Source organism: Streptomyces sp. NPDC053750, from assembly GCF_044544295.1.
Lineage (GTDB): Bacteria > Actinomycetota > Actinomycetes > Streptomycetales > Streptomycetaceae > Streptomyces.
Genome location: NZ_JBITXB010000002.1, coordinates 771,347 through 787,729, shown reverse-complemented (window position 1 = coordinate 787,729; position 16,383 = coordinate 771,347). Strand labels below are relative to the sequence as shown.

At 71.0% G+C, this 16,383-nt stretch carries 15 protein-coding genes and 1 pseudogene; 4 read left to right on the top strand and 12 right to left on the bottom strand.

The window, feature by feature from the left end:
- Window positions 1-4: 4 nt before the first annotated feature.
- The 11 genes and pseudogenes from ACIGO6_RS08940 to ACIGO6_RS08890 form a co-directional block, all read right to left on the bottom strand.
- Entirely contained in the window at window positions 5-1,204 is a 1,200-nt protein-coding gene (locus ACIGO6_RS08940) for an LLM class flavin-dependent oxidoreductase (protein ID WP_399873299.1), read from the bottom strand.
- Window positions 1,205-1,632: 428 nt separating this feature from the next.
- Window positions 1,633-2,835 (bottom strand): acyl-CoA dehydrogenase family protein, encoded by a 1,203-nt coding sequence (locus ACIGO6_RS08935; protein WP_399873296.1) that lies wholly within the window; start codon window positions 2,833-2,835, stop codon window positions 1,633-1,635.
- Window positions 2,836-3,058: 223 nt separating this feature from the next.
- Window positions 3,059-3,979 carry a TIGR03564 family F420-dependent LLM class oxidoreductase gene (locus tag ACIGO6_RS08930; protein ID WP_399873294.1) on the bottom strand — a complete coding sequence of 307 codons (921 nt, stop codon included), beginning with the start codon at window positions 3,977-3,979 and terminating at the stop codon, window positions 3,059-3,061.
- Between the two features lie 121 nt (window positions 3,980-4,100).
- Window positions 4,101-4,241: a hypothetical protein gene (locus ACIGO6_RS08925; protein WP_399873292.1), complete on the bottom strand. Its 141-nt coding sequence runs from the start codon at window positions 4,239-4,241 to the stop codon at window positions 4,101-4,103.
- A 66-nt stretch (window positions 4,242-4,307) separates the two neighbouring features.
- Window positions 4,308-5,081 (bottom strand): annotated as a pseudogene (locus ACIGO6_RS08920) (glutathione S-transferase C-terminal domain-containing protein); the annotation flags it as partial.
- 492 nt (window positions 5,082-5,573) lie between these two features.
- Window positions 5,574-6,557, bottom strand: coding sequence for an ABC transporter substrate-binding protein (locus ACIGO6_RS08915; protein WP_399873291.1), 984 nt, complete (start codon window positions 6,555-6,557; stop codon window positions 5,574-5,576).
- A gap of 39 nt (window positions 6,558-6,596) precedes the next feature.
- Window positions 6,597-7,361 carry an amino acid ABC transporter ATP-binding protein gene (locus ACIGO6_RS08910; RefSeq protein WP_399873288.1) on the bottom strand — a complete coding sequence of 255 codons (765 nt, stop codon included), beginning with the start codon at window positions 7,359-7,361 and terminating at the stop codon, window positions 6,597-6,599.
- Entirely contained in the window at window positions 7,358-8,380 is a 1,023-nt protein-coding gene (locus ACIGO6_RS08905) for an amino acid ABC transporter permease (protein WP_399873285.1), read from the bottom strand. The genes ACIGO6_RS08910 and ACIGO6_RS08905 overlap by 4 nt, the downstream gene beginning before the upstream one ends.
- 19 nt (window positions 8,381-8,399) lie before the next feature.
- The gene (locus tag ACIGO6_RS08900; protein ID WP_399873283.1) at window positions 8,400-9,350 is read right to left on the bottom strand and encodes an ABC transporter substrate-binding protein; all 951 of its coding nucleotides are present in this window, start codon (window positions 9,348-9,350) and stop codon (window positions 8,400-8,402) included.
- Complete coding sequence (locus ACIGO6_RS08895) at window positions 9,347-9,877, bottom strand: GNAT family N-acetyltransferase (RefSeq protein ID WP_399873280.1); 531 nt, start codon at window positions 9,875-9,877, stop codon at window positions 9,347-9,349. Before ACIGO6_RS08895 ends, ACIGO6_RS08900 begins: the two co-directional genes overlap by 4 nt.
- Complete coding sequence (locus ACIGO6_RS08890) at window positions 9,874-10,014, bottom strand: hypothetical protein (RefSeq protein ID WP_399873653.1); 141 nt, start codon at window positions 10,012-10,014, stop codon at window positions 9,874-9,876. Before ACIGO6_RS08890 ends, ACIGO6_RS08895 begins: the two co-directional genes overlap by 4 nt.
- 553 nt (window positions 10,015-10,567) lie before the next feature.
- Here ACIGO6_RS08890 and ACIGO6_RS08885 point away from each other — a divergent pair.
- Window positions 10,568-11,575 (top strand): amino acid ABC transporter permease, encoded by a 1,008-nt coding sequence (locus tag ACIGO6_RS08885; RefSeq protein ID WP_399873277.1) that lies wholly within the window; start codon window positions 10,568-10,570, stop codon window positions 11,573-11,575.
- An 11-nt stretch (window positions 11,576-11,586) separates the two neighbouring features.
- On the opposite strand, the gene ACIGO6_RS08880 is transcribed toward ACIGO6_RS08885, so the two are convergent.
- Complete coding sequence (locus ACIGO6_RS08880; protein WP_399873275.1) at window positions 11,587-12,915, bottom strand: family 43 glycosylhydrolase; 1,329 nt, start codon at window positions 12,913-12,915, stop codon at window positions 11,587-11,589.
- A gap of 525 nt (window positions 12,916-13,440) precedes the next feature.
- Between ACIGO6_RS08880 and ACIGO6_RS08875 the strand changes: the two genes are divergently transcribed.
- Genes ACIGO6_RS08875 through ACIGO6_RS08865 form a run of 3 tightly spaced genes read left to right on the top strand, consistent with a single transcriptional unit; the run spans window position 13,441 to window position 16,377 of the window.
- On the top strand, window positions 13,441-14,706 hold the full coding sequence (locus ACIGO6_RS08875) for an ROK family transcriptional regulator (protein WP_399873273.1): 1,266 nt from the start codon (window positions 13,441-13,443) through the stop codon (window positions 14,704-14,706).
- Entirely contained in the window at window positions 14,693-15,565 is an 873-nt protein-coding gene (locus ACIGO6_RS08870; protein WP_399873270.1) for an ABC transporter permease, read from the top strand. Before ACIGO6_RS08875 ends, ACIGO6_RS08870 begins: the two co-directional genes overlap by 14 nt.
- Window positions 15,562-16,377, top strand: coding sequence for an ABC transporter ATP-binding protein (locus ACIGO6_RS08865; RefSeq protein WP_399873267.1), 816 nt, complete (start codon window positions 15,562-15,564; stop codon window positions 16,375-16,377). The genes ACIGO6_RS08870 and ACIGO6_RS08865 overlap by 4 nt, the downstream gene beginning before the upstream one ends.
- Window positions 16,378-16,383: the final 6 nt, after the last annotated feature.

The window sequence follows — 16,383 nt, the reverse complement described above, 5'->3', positions numbered from 1 at the left end:
CGGATCAGGCGGCGTAGCGGTTGATGGGCCTGACCAGGCCGAGCAGCCCGCGCAGGGTGTCGGCCTCGTAGGCGAGGCGGAAGGCCCGCCGGCGCTGGAGTTCGGGGACCAGACCCCGGGTGATCAGCGGGAGGTCGTGGCCCAGGACGGCGGGACGAAGCCGGTAGCCGGTGAGACCGGCCGACCGCCACTCCTGGAGGAGATCGGCGAGTTGGGCGGGGGTGCCGGTGAAGACGTGGGCGTCGCTGGTGTACGGCTCGCCCGCGAGGGCGTCGAGGCGCTCGCGCCGGGCTGCCGCGGCGTCGGGGTCGTCGTCGAGGAAGACCACGAGATCGGCGAAGACGTGCAGCCGCTGACCGGCGCGGCCGGCCGCTTCCTGCTCGGCGCGGATCTCCGCGACGATCGCGCGGGCCTGCCCGGCGTCGTGCGGAGTGACGTACCCGATGTCGCTCTGTCGGGCCACCAGCCGGTACGGCACGCTCTGGTGGGCGAGAGCGCTGACCACGGGCTGGCCCTGCGGCGGGCGGGGTGTGATGGACGGACCCCTGACGCTGAAGTGTCGGCCTTCGAAGTCGATGTAGTGCAGCTTGTCCCGGTCGATGAACCGGCCGGTGGCGACGTCCCGGATCTCCGCGTCGTCCTCCCAGCTGTCCCAGAGGCGACGGACGACCTCCACGTAGTCGGCGGCCTCGTCGAAGAGGTCGGTCACCACCTTCTGCGCGGACGGGCTGTCGTAGGCGTCGATGCGGGGGACGGTGCGGCGGCCGAAGTGCGCGGCCTCGTTCGGGCGCGCGGTGATCTGTACGCGCAGGCCGGCCCGGCCGTTGCTGACGTGGTCGAGGGTGGCGATCGCCTTGGAGAGGTGGAAGGGCTCCGTGTGGGTGACGACCGCGGTCGGGACCAGTCCGATGTGCCGGGTGAGGGGCGCGACGCGGGAGGCGGTCTGGACGGCGTCCAGGCGGCCGCGGACCTGGTCGGTGCGGTCGTCCGGGTCGAGGAAGTGGGAGGACTGCGGGCCGAGGCCGTCCTCGAGGGTCACGAAGTCGAGCAGCCCTCGCTCGGCCTCGGTGACCAGATCGGCCCAGTAGCCGGCGGTGAACAGGTCCCGGGGGCGGGCGGCGGGCTCCCGCCAGGAGGCCGGATGCCAACCGGTGGCGTCCAGGGCGACGGCGAGGTGCAGTGGGGTCGAGAGGGCTGAGGACACGAGTGAGTGCCTTCCTGGAAGAAGCGCGGGGTGTGCGACGGCACGCGACCTCGGTCGTTCGCATGGCCGGTGTCGAGGCAGGGGTGAGGAGCCGTCAGGACGGCGAGGAAAGCGAGTGTGCCGACGCCCGGCGTCGGCGGAAGTGGTGCTGCGGCAGCGCGCGAGAAGGGAGAAATCAGCTCGCGACCGAGATCACCGAGGGAGGAAGGGGCCGGTCAGAGGGCCCGCTGCCGCATCAGCCGCGACACGCTGCGGACCACACCCGACCGAAGTCGATGTGATCGCGCGTCACCAAGCGCTGCTGGGCGGTCATACGACCAATTCAGCAGTACATCGTCCCTCTCGTCAACCAGTGACCGTATGCCGGAACGGACTTCGTCGGCCGAGAGGTGCGGGTCGACAGTCCCGTGCCGCCGGGCGTCCGCGCCTCACATCCAGCGCGCCGACAAGGCGCCCTCGCCGTGGAGGAAGTGGTCTCCGATCGCGCGCAGGGTGGGGCCGGCGGGTCCGCGGCCCGCCAGGACCCGGATGTTGCGCCAGAACCGGTCGAGTCCGTCGGCGTCGGCCAGTTCCAGCACCCCCTCTCCGGTGAGCAGGGCCGCCCTGACGGTGACGGCTTCAGCGGCTGCCACGAGGGCGGCGGTGTCCGCCCGCCGTTCGGCGTCCAGTGCCCGGCCCGCCCGGAGGGTTTCCGCCATGGCGGCAGTGGCGCGACCGACGACCGCCGACGCGCTGTGGACGGCGAGGGCGAGTTCGCCGAAGCCCAGCAGCAGGTCGGCGTCCGGAGGCGTGGCGAGGAGGTTCTGCTCGCTGCCTCTCGGCCGGGCGTGGGAAGCCGCGCGGCTGAGGTCCCGCGCCTCCGCCAGGGCTCCCTCGGCCACGCCCAGAGCCACATGGGCGAGCATGAGCCGGAGCGCGAGCGGAGCGACGGTGGCGAAGAGTACGGCCGCGTCCTCGTCGCGCGCGGCGCTCCCCAGGACGTCGTCCGCGCCGATCGGTACGTCGTCGAAGCGGACCGTTCCCGCCCCGGTGAGCCGCTGGCCGAACCGGTCGGGCAGCGAGGTGCGGCCGACGCCCGGTCGGCGGGGGTCGGCCAGAACGACGAGGGATTCGCCGGTGGTGGCGCAGACCGCGTCGAGGACGAGCCGGTCGGCCACGTCGACCGCGGTGGCCAGGGTTCGCTCCCCGTTGAGCAGGAAGCCTCCGGAGGCAGGGGTGAGGACGAGACGGGTGCCGTCGTCGCCGAGGCGGGACGGCGCGGCCGCACCGGTCGTGCCGGTGTCGCCGGCCCACAGCCACTGTTCGCGCACGGCGCGGGCCTCCAGCCGGGTGACGCGTTCCGGGGCGGCGAAGAACCGGGCGCTCCAGGACAGCACGTGGTGCCGGCCCAGCAGTTCGCCCATCGAGCCGTCCGCGGCAGCGATCCGGCGGACGATGGCGCAGGCGTCCGCCCAGTCCATGCCCCCGCCGACCGCGTCGGGCGGCACGAGGGCCGCCGGCAGGCCGGCGTCGCGCAAGCGCGCCACCTCGTCGTACGGCGGCTTGCCCGCCCGGTCGCGGTCGAGCGCATCCGTCGCGAGGTCGTCCCCGAGTTCGCGGCCGACACGCATCCAGAACTCCGGCGTCCCCACGCCCACCCACCATTCCCTATGTTTCCTATTGACTTAGTAGGGATGAGCTTCGTGCGTACGGCCCGTCGCAAGCAAGGGTGCGCCCACCAGGTGGACACACCCGTCTTGGCAGCCGAACGTGCGGTCGGACACCACGCGTGCGCAGCGATCGCTCAACAATGAGCCGCCGCACGCATACCCATGGCCCTGAACCCGAGCACCACGTTTCCGACGGGACGTCCGGTTACCGCACGCCGCCGAGGAACTCCCAGGTGCGGCGCCGGTCGGCGTCGCCCGCAATGTCTGTCGTGGTGAACACCACCTCCGTCGCCCCGGCGTCCCGGTATCGCTGGACTTCGGCGGCGACGGCCGCCTCGTCGCCGATCGCCGCGATGTCGACCGCCCGCCGTCCACCGGAGAGTTCGATGACGCGTGCGTAGGACGGGAACTGCTCGTAGAAGGCGAGTAGTTCACCCGCCTTCTCGCGCGCCGCGGCCGCGTCGTCGGTGACGACGCCGGGCACGAGCGCGACGATGCGCGGTGCCGGACGGCCCGCCGCCTCGGCCGCCGCGGTGACGGCCGGGACGATGTGCTCGGCGAGCGCTCGGGGGCCGGCCAGGTAGGGGAGGATCCCGTCCGCGAGTTCGCCGCTCGCCCTCAGCGCCAGCGGCCCCATCGCTGCGACCAGGAGCGGAACTCCGGTGTCCGCTCCCGGCACCCGTGCGGGCACCGGCGTGGTCGCGGTGAGCAACTCTCCGTGGAAGTCGGCCGTGCCGGTGTCGGTCACCTGCCGTACGACGGTGAGGAACTCACGCAGTCGGCGGACGGGCCGCTCGTGGGGGATGCCGAAGCCGCGCTCCGTGAGCAGCGCGGTGCCGAGGGCGAGTCCGAGGTGGTACCGGCCGTGCGTGGCCGCCTGAGCCGTGAGGGCCTGGCCGGCGACGGTGAGCGGGTGACGTCCGAAGACGGGGATCGCGGACGTACCCACGTGGAGGTCCGGTACCTCGCGTCCGACGAGCGCGGCGAGCTGGGGTGAGTCGGCGCCGAAGGTCTGGCCGAACCAGACCGACCGCAGCCCGGCTTCTGCCGCCTCCCCGGCGAGTCGCACACTGGCGTCGATCTGGTTGGCGGCGTTCGCCGCGTCGATGGCCACTCCTACAGTCATGACTGGGCCAACCCGGGTCCGACGGCGCCGATTCCCGGTGCCGCGTGAACCCTTCATTGCGGGAATGTGTGGGCGACCGCCGCTTCTGATCGGGGGGGGCCGCGCTGTGCGTGGCCGACATTCACTGTCGCTGACGTCCGCCTTCGGCGCGTACGGGGCGGTCGCCGTGTCCGCGCCGGGCGAGCCCCTCGACGGCCGTTCCCCCGTGCAGCACCGTCACCTCGAGCTCCGAGGCGGCTCCGGCCCTGTGCGGGGTCGCCATCGAGGTGCCGGTGCGCGCCGCCGTGCGAGCGGCCGACGAAGTTTCCCCACGCGGCGGACTCCGTCAATGGTGCCGCACGTCAGCGACGTTCGGATCGAGGTGCGCGACGAACGCAGGATGCTCCGCGAGACGGTGGAAGTATGCCCACAGGTGCGGGTGGTCGGTGATGCGGTGCACCGCGCCGGCGTCCAGGTGCCGGCGATGGACGGTGTCGAGTTGCAGGAGCGCCACCCAGAGGTGGACGTCGGCCGCCGTCAACTCGTCGCCCAGCACATGGGGCCGGAGGGTCAGAACGCGTTCGACCGAGTCCAGTCCCCGGTGGAGCGCCTGCAGTGCCCCCTTGCGCGTCGCGCAGTCGGTGTCGGACCGGCCGGCCAGCTGGGCGGCCGCGGTGATACTCCGATCGCAGAGCCGCCCCACGGCGTGGATCTCGGCATCCGAACCGGGCGGGTGGAGCGCGGCGCCGAGGGCGCCGCCGAACTGCCGGACCAGGTCGCTGAGGATGTCCGCAGGGTGCGTACTGACGATCCGTCCGGTCCAGTCGTCGCTGAGCACCGGGGCCTTCGCCGGTCCGGGATGACGGTGCGCACTCGCCTCGTACAGCGGGCGCAGGGCCAGGTGTCCGCCGTCCGGCCCGTCGGGAACGGCGGGCAGTGCCACCACGGGAAGGGAGTCGCCCAGCCCGAGGAGGCGGTGTGTGATCGCGATCCGGAGGCAGTGCGGACAGGTCGATGCCAGGTGGAGCCGGTAGCGGCGAGGCGCGGCGTGGTAGCCGCTGCGGGCGTCTCGACCGATCCTGCCTCGGAGGGAGGGAACGACTGTCGGGTAGGTGGCGGGCATGCGTCTCCCTGGAGCGTTCGTGCGGTGCCCGGTCGGGCACAGACGGCGGCGTCGACGAGTGTGCGCTCGGGGCTGCTGCGGATCGGAAGAGCCGGTCGGCCGGTGACACGGATGCAGGTCTGGGGGCCGGGTCCGGAGGGAGGGAATCAGGCGCCGTGGGCTGCCGGAGCGTGGGGGGTTCGGCGGTGCGCGGCCGACGCGCTGCATACGCGCAGCAGATCGATGTGGCGGCGACTGGTCAGCAGGGGCAGAGCTGCCGGTACGAGGACACCTTCGTCGAGGTTCCGCGCCGAACAGCCCATGCCATCCCTACCTTTTCACTAGGAATACCACTCTGGAGTGTGCAGCCGCTCCACCGGCCGCGTCAAGAGCGCGCACTTCGGTCGCTCGGCCTTCACGGATGCGACGGCCTCCTCGGCCGCGACACCGGTCTCGACGACGTCGGTCAACCGGTCGGCGACGGGAACGGGTTCACCGGTCCTCCCGGCTGCGTTACTTGTTGGTCCTGGGCAGGCCCGGCGGGTTGATCTGCGCCTTGGTCACGGCCTCGTCGGACAGGCCCCAGCGCTGGAGCACCTCGGCGTACGTGCCGTTGTCGATGACGTGGTCGAGCGCTTCGGCGAGCGGCTCGACCAGGCCGCTGTCCTTCTTGGTGGTGGCCGCGATCAGGCCCTGGAGGGTGGCTCCGGCACCGGAGTAGGTGCCGACGACCTCGCTCTTCCCGGTGGTGGCCGCGTGGTGGGCAGCGGTGGGGTGGGGGCCGAGGTAGAGGTCGATGCGGCCGGACTGGAGGGCGAGGTAGGTGTCGCTGTCGTTCTGGTAGTACTTGATGTCCACGGGCTTGCGGCCGGCCTTCTCGTTCTCCTTGCTCCACTCGATCAGCAGCTTCTCCTGGTTGGTACCGCTGCTCACGGCGACGGTCCTGCCCGCCACGTCCTCGGGCCCGGTGATCTTCAGGCCGCTGCCCTTCTTCGCCCCGAAGCCCAGGTTGTCCTCGCGGTAGGTGGCGAAGTCGTACTTCTCCTTGCGCTCCTCGGTGACCGTGATGTTGCTGAAGCCGACGTCGTACTTGGCGCTGTCCAGGCCGACGAAGACGTTCTCCCAGGAGACCGTGGTGATGTGCGGTTCGAGGCCGAGCACGTCCGCGACCAGGTACGCGATGTCGGTCTCGACGCCGATGACGGTCTTGTCGTCGGTGGCGTAGAAGGTCAGCGGCGCCGCGGAGCCCGACGAGGAGACGAGTTCCAGGGTGCCTCTCGCGCGGATCCTCTCCGGGACCCCGGCCGCTATGGAGTCGACCTTGTCGGTGGTGACGCGGTGCTGCTCCGGACTCAGGTTCACCTTCGTACCGGCGCCGTTGGCGGCCGCGACCTCGGTGGTGGCGCCGTCGGAGGGGTTGCCGCAGGCGGCGAGGACGAGGGCGGAGGCGAGTCCGAGCGCGGCAGCGGCGGTGCGGCGGGTGATCGAGGGATACACGGTCGTGCTCCTTGCGGGAGGAAACGGGGTGAGGTGCGGTCAGAGGACCTTGGAGAGGAAGGCGCGGGTGCGCTCGTGCTGCGGGGCGTCCAGGACGGCTGCGGGCGGGCCCTGCTCCACGACGACTCCGGCGTCCATGAAGACCACGGTGTCGGCGACCTCGCGGGCGAAGCCGATCTCATGGGTCACGACGATCATGGTGGTGCCGGTGCGGGCCAGGTCCCTGATGACGTCGAGGACCTCGCCGACCAGCTCCGGGTCGAGTGCCGAGGTGGGCTCGTCGAACAGCAGCACCTTCGGTTCGAGGGCGAGCGCCCGGGCGATGGCCACGCGTTGCTGCTGGCCGCCGGAGAGCTGCCGTGGATAGGCGTCCACCTTGTCCGCGAGGCCGACCCGCTCCAGCAGCCGGCGAGCGGTCCCGGTCGCCTCCCTGCGTGGGCGGCGCAGCGCGGACACGGGGGCCTCGACGAGGTTGTCCAGCACGGTCAGGTGCGGGAAGAGGTTGAAGTTCTGGAACACGAACCCGATGTGGGTGCGCTGCTTCAGAACGTCCTTCTCCTTCAGCTCGTGCAGTTTGCCGCCGGAGCGGCGGTAGCCGATGAGCTCGCCGTCGATGCTGATCCAGCCGCGGTTGACCTTCTCCAGATGGTTGATGGTGCGCAGGAGCGTGGACTTCCCGGAGCCGGACGGGCCGAGGACGACGGTGACCTCGCCGGCGCGGACCTGGAGGTCGACGCCGCGCAGCACCTCCAGCGGCCCGAAGCTCTTGTGGACGTCGTGGACGTCCACCATCACCTCGCTCATCGGCTGTCTCCCAAGGGCTTCAGGGGTATGACGGGCTGGTTGCGCTCCGCTGCGGTCGCGCGCAGCTCGCGGACGAAGCGCCGGGCACGCTGGAGCGGCGTGGGTGGCGGGGTGCGGTTGGCGCCCCGGGCGAAGTGCCGTTCCACGTAGTACTGGGCGACCGACAGCAGCGAGGTCCGTACGACGTACCAGGCCGTGGCGACCAGCAGCAGCGGGATCACCCGGCCGTTGCGGCCGTAGATGACCTGCACCTGGTAGAAGAGCTCGCCGATGGCCATCACGTAGACCACCGAGGTTCCCTTGAGCAGGCCGATGATCTCGTTGCCGGCGGTGGGCAGGATGGCGCGCATGGCCTGCGGCAGCACGATCCGGCGGATCTGCCGCAGCCGGGGGATGCCCAGCGCCGCGGCGGCCTCCGGCTGTCCGTGATCGACGGAGAGGACACCCCCGCGCACGATCTCGGCGGCGTAGGCGGCCTGGTGCAGCGTCAGCCCGATGACGGCGGCGCCGATGGTGCCGATGAGGCTGTTGCTGTCGACGGACCAGAACACGGGGCCGAACGGGATTCCGACGCCCAACTCCTCGTACAGCGCGCTCAGGTTGAACCAGAACACGAGCTGGACGATCATCGGGATGGACCGGAAGATCCAGATGTAGGTCCAGGCGACGGTCCCCAGCACGGGGCTGCGGGAGAGCCGCATGAAGGCCAGGACGGTACCGAGCAGGAAGCCCAGCACGGTGGCGTAGGCGGTGAGCTGGAGGGTGACCCAGACTGCCTGAACGATCGTCTCGGACAGGATGTAGTCGCGGAAGACCCCCCATTCCCAGACCGGGTTGGTGGCCAGACCGTGCACGAACTGGGCGACCAGCACGGTCACGGCGACGGCCGCCGCCCAGCGGGCGTAGTGGCGGGCGGGGACGACCGTGAGCGAGGTCGGATCGTCCGGGGTGGGCGGGGCGTGGGGGTCGCCGGGCGGTACGGCCGCGGCCGGCGGCGCGGTGCCGGTGGTGAGTTCCATGGTGGAGGTTCCTGCTCGCTCACGGGTGTTCGGGCGGATTGATCCGCGACGTCTCGATCGCGGAGGCGGAGGTGCCCCACTTCTTGAGGATCCGGGCGTAGGTGCCGTCCTTGATCAGCTCGTTGACGGCGGCCTGGAACGCCCGGGTCAGCGGGGAGCCCTTCTTGAAGGTGAAGCCGACGTCGAGGCGGTGGTACTCGCCGAGGAAGGTGGTGTGGGCGGCGGGCTGTGCCGCCTGGTACCGCAGACCGTTGATGGTCGACATGATCACGTCGATCCGGCCCTGCTGGAGCGCGGTGAAGGTCGCCCCGTTCTCCGAGTAGACCTGCACGTCGTACGGCTTCTCGCCGGCCTTCGCGCAGACCCCCTTGTTCGCCTCCAGGGTCGCCTCGAAGGTGGTCCCGGCGCCGATGCCCACCGTCCGCCCGCACAGCTGGGTCAGGTCCGTGACCTTCTTGCCGAACGACGTGTTGCCCTTCTTCACCGCGAAGCCCTGGCCGTCGTCGATGTAGGTGACGAAGTCGATGGTCTTCAGACGCTCGGTGGTGACCCCGAAGTTGCCGGTACCGAAGTCGTACTTGCCGCTGCGCAGGGCGGGCAGGATCGTCTCGAAGGAGGCGTCCTGGCGCTCCAGCCTGATACCGAGGATCTTGGCGACGGCGTCGGCGATGTCGATGTCCTGGCCTTCGGGCTGCTTGTCCGACCCGTTCGGGTAGTACGCCGCGGGCGGGGCGGCGGCGGAGCTGCCGACCCGCAGGGTGCCCGACTTCCGCACGGCGGCGGGCAGCAGGGCTGCGATGGAGTCCACCTTGCGTACGGCTGCGACCGGGTCGTCGGTCGGCGCGGGGGAGGTCTGCGCGCCGGCCACCGCGGTGTCGCCGGAGCCGCACGCGGTGAGGGCCAACAGGGGCAGGAGCACGGCAGCGGCCGCGACTGGGCGCAGACGGCTTCCGAAGTCGGGGAGTTTCACAGGTCGGTGGCCTTTCCGGTGCGGGTGGCGACGGGGACGTGCTTCTCGAAGGGCAGGGGGCCGATGGTTTCCGGGTCGGCCTGCGTGTCGAACAGCGGCGTGTAGCCGGTCGCCAGGTACAGGCCGCGGGCCTCGGGCTGTCGTGGTCCGGTGGTCAGGTGGATCCGGCGGTAGCCACGTGCCGCCGCCTCGCGCTCCAGTTCGGCGACGACGCGGCGGGCCAGACCGCGGCGGCGGTGGGCGGAGTGGGTCCAGATCCGCTTCAGCTCGGCCGTCGTCGCGTCGTACCGGCGGAAGGCGCCGCCGGCGACCGGCTCTCCGCCCTCCAGGAGCAGGAGCAGCACCCCGCCGTGCGGGGCCGTGAACTCCTCGTCCGGGTAGCGGGCGAGTTCGGCGTGCGCGTCCCTGCCGTAGCGGGTGGAGTACTCGTCGCCGAGTTCGCGCAACAGCGGTTGCACCCGCACGTCGGAGACGAGTGCCTGAACGACCGTCAGGTCGGAGAGCGGTGTTCGGGCGGCGGAACTCACTCGCCCACCGCCGCAGGGCTCTGCGACCCACGCGCCGCCCGCTCGGCGTCGCGCTTGGCGACCTCCTCACGGACGATCGGGATCACGTACCGACCGAAGCCGAACGCGTCGGCAGTGCCGAGGAATTCCACGGGCATGGGGGACCTTTCGGAACGGAGCCGCGTGCGGGCATGACGGAATGGCCCGCTGTGCAGGCACAACGGTGGCCGTCGCATCGACGACGAGTGGCTACGGGCGTGACGACGGCGGGGCGTCGGAGGAAACGGTGCTGCGGCAGCGCGCGCAAAGACGGAGATCGGCCCGCAACGGGTTACCGAGGGAGGGAGAAGGGCCGGTCAGACGGCCTGCTGCCGGGTCAGGCGCAACACGCGGCGGACCACACCCGACCGAAGTCGATGTGGTCGCGCGAGACCAAGCGTTCCTGGGCAGCCATGCCCTTCATTCAGCAGTACGCACGACTGCCCGTCAAGCACGGAACCGATGCCGTACCACACGCTGAGACCGGATTGCGGGAGCGTGTACGGAGCATTGCGACTCCCCTTCCGGGATTGACGGTTCGTGCGTTCCGGTGCCTAATCTCGTGGCGAGCGGCCACCCATCGTGCGGTCGGACGCTCCGGCCGCGTTGAGGGGCGCGACAGGCGTGACGACACCCATGCCCGCACCTCCTCCTGTCTCCGGAGCCCTTTCGATGGTCACGCCTTCTGACGTCACGTCCGCCCCTGCCCTGAAGCCCAGGAAGGCGCCCGAGCCGCACGGCGCCGACTCGCCACGGATCGTGCCGCGCCGGAATGTCGGCCGGCTGCTGGCGGCAGCCGTGGCGCTGCTGCTCTTCGCCATGGTGGTCAACTCCGTCGTCCGCAACAGCGCCTTCCAGTGGGACGTGGTGGGCCGGTACTTCACCACCAGCGCCGTACTCGACGGGCTGCTGCTGACCCTGTGGCTCACCGCGGCGGTGACGGCGCTCGGCTTCCTGCTCGGCATTCCACTGGCGGTGATGCGGCTGTCCGCCAACCCTGTTCTGCGCACGCTGAGCTGGGGCTTCGTGTGGATCTTCCGGTCCACGCCGCTGCTGGTGCAGCTGCTGTTCTGGTTCAACATCGGAGCCCTCTACCCCACCCTCGGCCTGGGCGTGCCGTTCGGCCCGGAGTTCGTCTCCGTCAAGACGGTGAACCTGCTCGGTCCCACCCTCACCGCCGTCATCGGTCTCACCCTGCACGAGAGCGCCTACGCCGCCGAAGTCGTACGCGGCGGCATTCTGTCCGTGGAGGCGGGCCAGACCGAGGCCGCGCAGGCGCTGGGCCTCGGCAGGTGGCGCACGCTGCGCAGGATCGTCGTACCGCAGGCGATGCGCTCCATCGTGCCGACGGCCGGGAACATGCTGATCGGCACGCTCAAGGGAACGAGCATCGTCAGTGTGCTGGCCGTGCACGACCTGCTGTTCTCGGTGCAGCTGATCTACAACCAGACGTATCAGGTCATTCCGCTGCTGATGGTCGCCACGCTGTGGTACATCGCGGTCACGACCGTGCTCAGCATCGGCCAGTACTACGTCGAGCGCCACTACGCGCGCGGCGCCGCCCGCAGTCTGCCGCCCACCCCGCTGCAACGGCTCCGCTTCGGTCTGACCGCCCTGCGGGCGCGGCTGAACCGGGCGACCGCCGCCGACGCCCGCCCCACCTTCGGCGGCGACCGGTGAGCCGACAGCGGTCAGCCGCGGCGCTTGACGTACAGCCGGTTGTCCGCCGGCCCCGTCCACTCCAGCTTCACCACCCCGGCCACGGCGGCGTCGGCGACGCGTGCGGGGTCCGACCAGTAGCCGGCGGCCGGATTGCGGAAGAACGTCGCCCAGAGGTCTCCCCTGTGGTCCCTGAAGATGTTGTTGTGGCCGGCGCCGACGCCCAGGGTCCAGCGCTCGGAGTAGGGGCCCTCGAAGTGGTCCGAGACGGCGACGATCGCGTCGTACTGGTACTGCACGCGGCCCGCCGCCCCCGTGTCGTAGGCGTTGCGCGTGCTGCCGTAGGCGTTGACCGACGTGCGGTCCCACGCGGCGTGGACCAGGTAGTACTTGCCGCCGTGCTGGAACACGTACGCGCCCTCGAGGTACGGCTCGGGAGTGTAGGGCGTCTGCCGGAACTTCGGGAGGTTCGTCGTCGTGACGATGTCCTCCATGTCGTCCCGGAACTTGGCGTAGAGGTCGTTGTGCAGGACGAGCCAGGCGTCGTCGCCCTCACTGTAGAGGCCGCCGTCGATGTGGTGGTAGGCGCCGGGTTCGATGAAGTTCGGGCCTCCGATGAACGAGTCACCGAAGGGCTTCTCGAGGTTGCCCTCGACCAGGCGGTACGGACCCTCGACGCCACCCTCGCTGACCAGCACGAACGAGCCGACCTTCAGGGAGTGGTCACCCATGCACGCGACGATGTACCACGTGCCCTTGAAGTAGTGGACCTCCGACGCCCACACCTCGCCGCGCTTGCCGAACCTGTCGTCGTACCAGTACTCCTGCCACGGCGCGACGACCGTGCGTCCGGGGCGGTTCTCGCCGACGAACTCCGGCGACCACACCTTGCCCTTCTCGGCGCCGGGCCGGACGCGGGTCGTGTCGGCCAGTCTCCACGGGCCCTTCAGGGAGCGTGACGTCCAGATGAAGATGCCGTCGTTCCACGGGGCGGCCGCGGCGAGCCCGGGTACGCGGGTGGTGCCCGTGGCGACGTAGAGCGGCCGGCCGTCGACGACGAAGCAGTTGACGTAGGTGTCCCGCATCCAGACGGTGCCGCGCTCCTTGTCGCGGGGGCGCAGTTCGAGCGGGAGGACGAAGGAGTTGTCCTCGCGCGGCCACAGGTCCAGCCGGGTGTCGGCGACGCCGTAGGGCTCGGGGTCGGGCCAGTTGGACGGGTGTCGCCGCCGGGTCGGCCCGGCGTGCGGTGTGGACGCGGGGGCCGCTTGGGCCGTTGTCGTGGGCAGTGCCGCCGCCGCTCCGAGGCCGGCGGCTCCGGCCAGCAGGGAGCGCCGGGGCACCGCGTTGTCCTTGGTCGTCATCAGTGGGTTCTCCTTGGTCTTCGGGGCGGCGGTGCAGCGGTGCGGCGGTGGGCGAAGGGTGCCTGCACCACCCGGGTCGCGGACGGTTGCTCCACCGGGCGGCCGGGTCCGTGACGGGCAGGGTCCGGTCTGCTGACGACGACGGCGCCGTCGGTGACGAGCTGCGCGACCGTGTCGTACCGGGCCGGTCGAGACAGGCCGCCGAGGTCCTGGAGCCGGCTCCGGCACAGCATGGGAAGGTCCGCTCTTTTACGTCAACAGGGCGGATGAATAATCCGCGGCCGTCGCGGCGCCCGGAGTCGCGCGCGCCGCCGGATCCCGCAGGTCGGGTGTGGGGTCGGTCGAGCGAGCGTGCGGATCACAATCGGGTAACGGGGTCGCATGCGCCCATGTCGCGGCCGTCGGCAGGCGGCGGACGCCGGATAACTCCTGTGATTGCGGCAGTGTGAAAGGGGTGTTGCAGGCTTACGACGTTTTTCTGTCGGGGTGTTGACGGAATATTCGGGCCTCCCTACGTTGACCGGCATGCAGATGCCCACCGGAGTCCACGCACTGGTCAGGCGTACCCATGAGGAACGCGTGCTGCGTGCGCTGCAAGAGAACGGCGCCATGAGCCGTGGTGAGATCGCGCGGGTCGTGGGCCTGTCCCGCACGACCCTCTCCGAGATCACCGCCAGCCTTCTGCAACGGGGCGCCATCGTCGTCGTGGACACCGATGCCTCGCGGCGCGAGGGCAGCGGGCGGCCGGCCGAGCGGCTGGCGCTCGATCCGGCGTCGGCGCAGTTCATGGGCGTCGACTTCGGTCATCGGCGCGTCCACGTGGTGGTGGCGGACGCGGCGCACGAGGTCATGGTGTCGGGGTCCGCCCGGTACGACGACACGGCGTCCTGGCAGGCGCGGACCGAGCTCGCCCTCGGGCTGGTCGAGCGGCTGACGTCGGAGGCGGGTGTCCACTACGGGGCGTTGCAGGGCATCGGCATCGGCGTGCCGGGCCCCTATCCGGCTCCGGACGGGGCCGCCTGGCCCCGCGCCACCTCGGCGGGGACGGTGCTCCGCCCGGCGCCGGACGGGGTCGACGTGGCCTTCGCGGAGCGTTTCGACGCGCCGGTGATCGTCGACAACAACACGCGTCTGGCGGCCCTCGCCGAGGCCATCAGCGGCGCGGACAGTGTCGCCGACCTGGTGTACGTACGGCTGTCGGACGGCGTGGGCGGCGGGCTCGTCGTCGGGGGCCATCTGGTGACCGGCTCGGCCGGGCTGGCCGGTGAGCTCGGGCATGTGACCGTCGAACCGGCCGGCCGGCCGTGCCGGTGCGGCAAGCGGGGCTGTCTGGAGACGGTGGCCTCGGTGCCCGCGATCCTCGCGGCGTGCTGGGAGTTCGGTCTCCCCCTGGAGAACCTCCAGGACCTGGCGGCGGCCGTGGCCCGTGCGCATCCCGTCGCCGAGCGGGTGCTGCGGGAGGCTGCCGGGGCGCTGGGGCGCGTCGTCGGAGCGGCGACGATGACGCTCAACCCGGCGAAGGTGGTCATCGGCGGCGAGATCGCGCAGCTGGCGCCCGTCATCGTGGAGCAGGTCGCCGCCACGCTCGCCGCCGAGCTCTTCCCGACCGCGTCGGCCGGTCCCGTCGTCGAGGCGGCCCGGCTGTCGGACGACGACGGCGCCATCGGCGCGCTCGCCGCGGTCTTCCACAGTTCCCCGCTCCTGGCGAGGTACCCCGAAACCGCCGATGTGAAGGGCGGTTCCGATGCCCGTGACTCCCTCATCGAAGGAACCGCCCATGTCCGTCCTTGACAAGCGCGGCGCCCGGCCGCGGCACCCCGTACCCGAGAAGGCGTCCGGGGATCCGGCCGGCTCCGGCGCCCCGGACGCCGCGAAGAGCGCCGCACCGCGGCGTTCGCCGTCGGGCCGGCGGGGGCTTCCCCTGGCCCTGAACGCCGTGTCCGTCGCGCTGGGCGTCACGATCTGGTGGGTCCTGTCGGAAGCGGGCTTCAAGCTGCCGACCCCGCCCGAGGTCGTCTCGCGGGCCTGGACGCTGATCGGCGACGGGACGCTCGGCGAGGACGCCCTCGCGAGTCTGACCCGCGTACTGATCGGCTTCGCCCTCGGCACGGCGGTGGCCGTGCCGGTCGGATTCCTCATGGGCTGGTACGGCGTCGTGCGCGGTCTGGTCGAGCCGTGGATCCAGTTCTTCCGGACCATTCCGCCGCTGGCGATCATCCCGCTGGCCGTGGTCGTCATGGGGATCGACGAGACCCCGAAGATCTTCGTCATCTTCCTCGCCGCGTTCCTGGCGTGCGTGATCTCGACCTTCCAGGGCGTGGTGAACGTCGATCGCACCCTGATCAACGCCGCCAGGGTGCTGGGAGCGGGGGACGCGAGGATCTTCGCCCGTGTGGTGGTGCCCGCCTCGACCCCGTTCATCCTGGTCGGCATGCGGGTCGGACTCGGTTCGGCGTGGGCCACCCTGGTCGCCGCGGAGCTCATCGCCGCCCAGCAAGGGCTCGGTTACCGCATGCAGAACGCGCAGCTCTACTACGACCTGCCGACCATCTTCGTCGGACTCGTCTCGATCGGAATCCTCGGTCTCCTAATGGACCGCCTCCTCCTTCTCGCGGAACGCAAGCTCACCGGATGGCAGGAACGCCGATGACCAGCACGCCGGCCAAGATCTCCGTCCAGGGTGTCACCAAGACCTTCGCCCTGGGCCGGGAGACCTTCACCGCTCTCGACGACGTCTCGCTCGACATCGCGGACCACGAGTTCGTCACCGTCGTCGGCCCTTCGGGCTGCGGCAAGAGCACCCTCTTGAACATCCTCGCCGGGCTGGAGACTCCGACGTCGGGCCGTGCTCTGGTGGACGGCGCGCCCGTGTCCGGGCCGGGGCCGGAGCGTGGCGTCATCTTCCAGCAGTACGCGCTCTTCCCCTGGCTGACGGTCCGCCAGAACGTCGAGTTCGGCCTGAGGACGACGGGTGCCCCGAAGCGCGAACGCCGCAGCCGGGCCGAGCACTTCATCCGGCTGGTGGGGCTGGAGCGCTTCGCCGACGCGCTCCCCAAGACGCTGTCCGGGGGCATGCGCCAGCGCTGTGCCATCGCCCGTGCCTACGCCGTCGATCCCTCGATCCTCCTGATGGACGAACCCTTCGGCGCCCTCGACGCGCTGACCCGGGTCACGCTCCAGGAACAGCTGCTGGAGACATGGAGCCAGGACCGGCGCACGGTGCTGTTCATCACGCACGACGTCGACGAGGCCGTCTTCCTGGCCAACCGTGTGATCGTCATGGCGGCCCGGCCCGGGCGGGTCTACGACGTCATCGAGGTCGACCCCGCCATCGAGCGCAACGAGGAATTCCGCCTCAGCCCGGAGTTCGCCGCGCTGCGCAACCGGGTGTGGCACTCCGTCTACCACCAGGAAGGCCGCACCGCCGCCGCCCCTTCCGTCTCCCCCTCCTCGACGCCATGACCCGGA